At 66.0% G+C, this 4,329-nt stretch carries 2 protein-coding genes; both read left to right on the top strand.

All coding sequences use genetic code 11. The annotated features are described in order from the left end of the window. Positions 1-537 (top strand): autotransporter outer membrane beta-barrel domain-containing protein (locus DFO50_RS18625; protein ID WP_146745158.1); only part of this gene is annotated, 537 nt, incomplete at its 5' end. A 320-nt stretch (positions 538-857) separates the two neighbouring features. Continuing rightward, positions 858-4,329, top strand: a 3,472-nt coding sequence (locus tag DFO50_RS18620) for a hypothetical protein (RefSeq protein WP_146745157.1), incomplete at its 3' end; no start/stop codon positions are given.

Raw genomic sequence — 4,329 nt, 5'->3', positions numbered from 1 at the left:
CGCACGTTGCGCTATGGCGATGTCAACCTGCGCCCGCGCGCCGACCAGCGTCGAGACCAGTTCAGCAGCCAGTTCAGCCTCGCCATGCCGCACACACTGGCATCCGGCCTGACCCTGGAACCGCTGCTTGGCCTGAAACTGCGCCACCAGCGTGATGCCGCGCTGACCGAGCGCGATGCCGGCGCCTACGCGCTGCGCCTGTCGGCGGCACGCGACAGCGCCGTGGACGGCGTACTCGGGCTGCGCGTCCGCTACGATGCCGTCGCCTCCCGCAGGGGCTGGCGGGCAGACGCCGAACTGCTGGGTCGCCCGACGCTGTACCGGCAGGCCGGCACCCGCCAGGCCGGCTTCGCCAGCGTCCCGGCCGCCGGCCGCTTCGAGCTGCCGGCGAGCGGCAACCACCGCCTGGGCTACGACGGCAAGCTCGGCCTCAGCCACCATGGCAAGGACAGCCACTTTGAAATCAGCGCCTTTGCCAGCCGCGAGAATGGCGCCGGAGACCGGCGAATCATGGCCAATTATCGCCATGGCTTCTGAATTGTCACCGCCTGCTTCTGTCTCGCCTCTTCTCTGGCAGGAAGCAGGTTTTTCTTATTCAAGCAGACAAAACGTATATCTAACTACGCAAATACTTGCCCAATTCAACGAACCGCGGATTTTTCCAGAAATAATACGGATAGTTCCCATTTGCAAACCAGCCTTGTGTCACTGCCTCGCCCGATCCGGTTCATATAGCGTCATGACTCGATTCCTGGAAGCTCATGCAAGGATGACTCATCATGTTATATATTTATCAGCGCCTTTTCTTGTTAAGCCAACGCCAATACCTGCTCAGGCAGCGCTTGCTTGAACCGGGCTTGAGTGGCACATGCCGACGTTTGCTGGCAGCCTTCTTCCGGGCCGGCGGCTCGGTGGCGGTCGCCGGCGCCATGGCGGCGCCGGCGGCGGCCGGCAACTCACCGCCGTATACGCTGGAACTGATCAACGCCAGCGATGCCGGCACGCCCGGCAAGGAAATCCGTGCCGATGACGCCCGGATTGTCAGTGACCACCCGATCAGCGCGGCACAGGGGGCCACCGCCCTCCATATCATCGGTCAGCGGGCCGATGTGCAGCGGGTCCGCAAGACATTGAATGTCAATGGCAGCCAGTCGGTCGGCATCAAGGTGAAAGGCCACCGTGCCCGGCTGTCGCTTGATGGCGGTGGCCGGATCGTCAACGGTGCGACCGGCATCGCCATTGACGGCAACCAGGCGCAGGTCCGCCTGTCCCGCCCGTTCAATGTCGGCGGACCCCTGTCCACCGGTGTCAGGATCGTCGGATACTCGGCCCGTGCCCTCGGCGAGGGCTTCGGCACGGTACTCGACCGGGCAACCGCCTTCCACATCATCGGCGACCGGGCCCGGGTCGAACTGTACGACCCGGCGCTGGACCAGGCCGCCGCCCCGCAGGAACCGGGCGGCATCATTCCTTACCAGCTTCCGGTTTCCGCCACCACCGGCCCGGCGTCAGGCCAGACATCGGGCCAGGCCAGACCGGCCGGCAGCGTGACGGCTGGCGCCACCGGCATCCGGATCTCCGGCATCCGTTCCATGGTCCGTCTGCACGACTCGTCGACCATTGACGGTGCGGATTCGTACGGTGTCGTGCTGGAAAGCCCGAGAGGCGAGGTCTATCGCGATGGCGGCAGCATGCGGATCTCCGGCGGGGGAACCGGCATCGCCGCCCGGGGCGCCTTCAGCCAGGTCTCGCTTCAGGCCGGCACCACCGCCGTGACCGGGAACGGCTCAACCGGCATCATGATCAGCGCCGGCAACACCCGGCTCGACACCCGGACCAACAGCCTGCTGACCGTCGACCAGGACGCGGTGGGCATCCGCATTGCCGGTTCCCGGGCCCAGGCCAGCCTGGGCGGCCGGATTACCGTCGGCCCGGGCGCCACGGCACTGCAGGCAATAGGCCAGGTCAGCCCGGACGGCATCCCCGAAGAAGGGGCCATGGCCATCAACGGCCATGCCGCCACCATCACCGCCCGCGGGCTTGGCGCCAGCGGCATGGCCGCCAGCGGACAGGACAACACTTCCCTTCCACACCTGATCAACCGGGGTCTGATCGATATCGATCCGCTGCATCTGGAAGCCGGCAAACCGGCGCCAGCCCCGGAGGCCCTGGCCATACCCGTGCATGAGCTGGGCTTCGGCCTGTCGGTCAGCGCCCCTCTCGGCGGCCAGCGCACCACCCGGGCCAATGCCACCAATGAGGGAACCATCACCGTTCACAATGCCGGCGTCGGCATGGTGGCCTCGTTCCCGGGCGCCATCGTGACCAACCAGGGCATCATCAATCTGGAAGCGGACGCATCATCCCGGTCAACCAGTGGCCGGCACTACGGGATGGTCGCCCTCAATGGCGCCACGGCACTGAACGACACCCAGGGTGTGATCAATGTCAATGCAGATGGCGCCCAGGCCTTCCATGCCGACAGCAGCAGCATTCTGATCAACCGGGGCGCGGTCAACCTCAACGGTGTTCCGATGCCGGAAGCCCGGTTACCGCACCAGCCGGATGTCACGCCGACCGGCTCCGACGATCAGCAATTCGTGGTTTCGGCACCGCTTGATCTGGGAGGTCGCAAGCTGAGCGTGGGAGGCCAGGGCAGAGGGGCAAGCCAGTCTCCGACCGGAACGCCGCTGGCCAAGGGATCGAACCGGATGCTGATCACCAGCACCTTGAGCAACGGCACCCTTTTCATCCACGGGGACGGTACGCTGACCAATGATGGCAGCGCCAGGGACATCACGCTGGTGGCGCTCGGCACCATGCGCAACGCGCTCGGCGCGACCCTGACCCTGAGCAGTAACAAGTCGAGCATGGTTCATGCCGACATGGTCAACAGCGGCACGCTGACCCTGAGTCAGCCACTCAAGGTCACCGGCACGCTGACCAACCGGCCAGACGGCAGCATTCACCTGAGCGGTGCCGGCGCCCTGCGCTACGGTCAGGGCGGCACCGTCGTCAACCACGGTAACGTCATCGCGGAAAAAGCCGGCACGGGCAAGAGCCGGCACGCGATCTATGTTGCCAGCCCGGGAGGCGGGCTGGCCACCAACACCGGCAAGCTGGTGGCGCGCGACGGCTACGGCATCATGACTTCGGCCGGCCCGATGGGACCGGCACCACGCGGTAACGTCCCTTCCGCATCCGGCACGCGTGACCCGGCACGCAGCCTGTTCATCAACCGCGGCAGCATCGATTTCACCGCCACCGGCCGTACCCGCAGCGCACTGCGGGTCCACCAGCATACCGGTCACGACCTCCTCAACGACGAGGGCGGGGAAATCACCGTTCGCGGCGACAAGGCGATGGCGATGCACAGCAACAGCGATTCACAGCTGGTCAACCGCGGCATCATCAATCTGGGCGAAAAGGGAACGACCGATACCGGCATGGCCGCCATGGTCCTGAGCAAGCGCAATACTTCCGGCGCCATCGTCAACGACGACAGCGGCGTCATCAATGTCCACGCCAGCCGCTCTCATGCGTTCCAGATCGCCGGCACCGGCAGCATCCTGATCAATCGAGGCAAGGTCAACCTGCTGTGCCCGGATAAAAGTTGCGGCGTATTCAGGAATACCAGTACCCGCGGCCGTGACGTCAGCGGCACGGAGGCTGACACCGGTTTCGTTTTCAACCCCCTTTTCAGTCAGCAGAAGGACAAGCCTGAACCCCAGGCACTCCGTGCCACACGCTCGCTGGCCGGCTACGTGATCGGCACCCGGCCCGACGGCGGCGCCGGCACGCTGGACGGCGCACATCTCGATGCCAGCGCGGTCAGCATCGACACCACCTTCGCCACCGGCACGGCTTCGCGCCAGGCCCGCTTCGACAAGGTGCTGCGCGGCAGCCGCATCGACGGCATCGAGCATATCCGCTCACGTTCCGCCGCCTGGCATGCCCAGGCCTATCGTGACGGCGACGGCGATGTCGGCGTGATGATGACCAAGAACGACTACCGCCAGCTGGTGCCCGACGCCGCACTGCAGCCGATCGCCGCGGCGATGGAACAGGGCTATGACGGCAGTCCGCTGTTCCGCAGCCTCGAACTGGCCTCGGTTGCCGATATCGGTCATGCGCTGCGCCAGTTGTCCGGCGCCGGCATTGCCGCCTCGCTGCAGCCGCTGCGCACACTGGAACAGCGCTTCGCCCGCTTCAGCGATGACATGCCCGGCAACCAGGCCGGCTTCGGCTTCCGCCTGGTCGGCAGCCGGCATGGCCAGCCCGAAGCCAGGCTTGGCAGCTCGACCTATGACCTCGTCGCCCTGCGCCAGC

This window comes from Microvirgula sp. AG722 (assembly GCF_003269145.1).
Classification (GTDB): domain Bacteria; phylum Pseudomonadota; class Gammaproteobacteria; order Burkholderiales; family Aquaspirillaceae; genus Microvirgula; species Microvirgula aerodenitrificans.
This window is presented reverse-complemented; position numbering and strand designations above follow the sequence as displayed.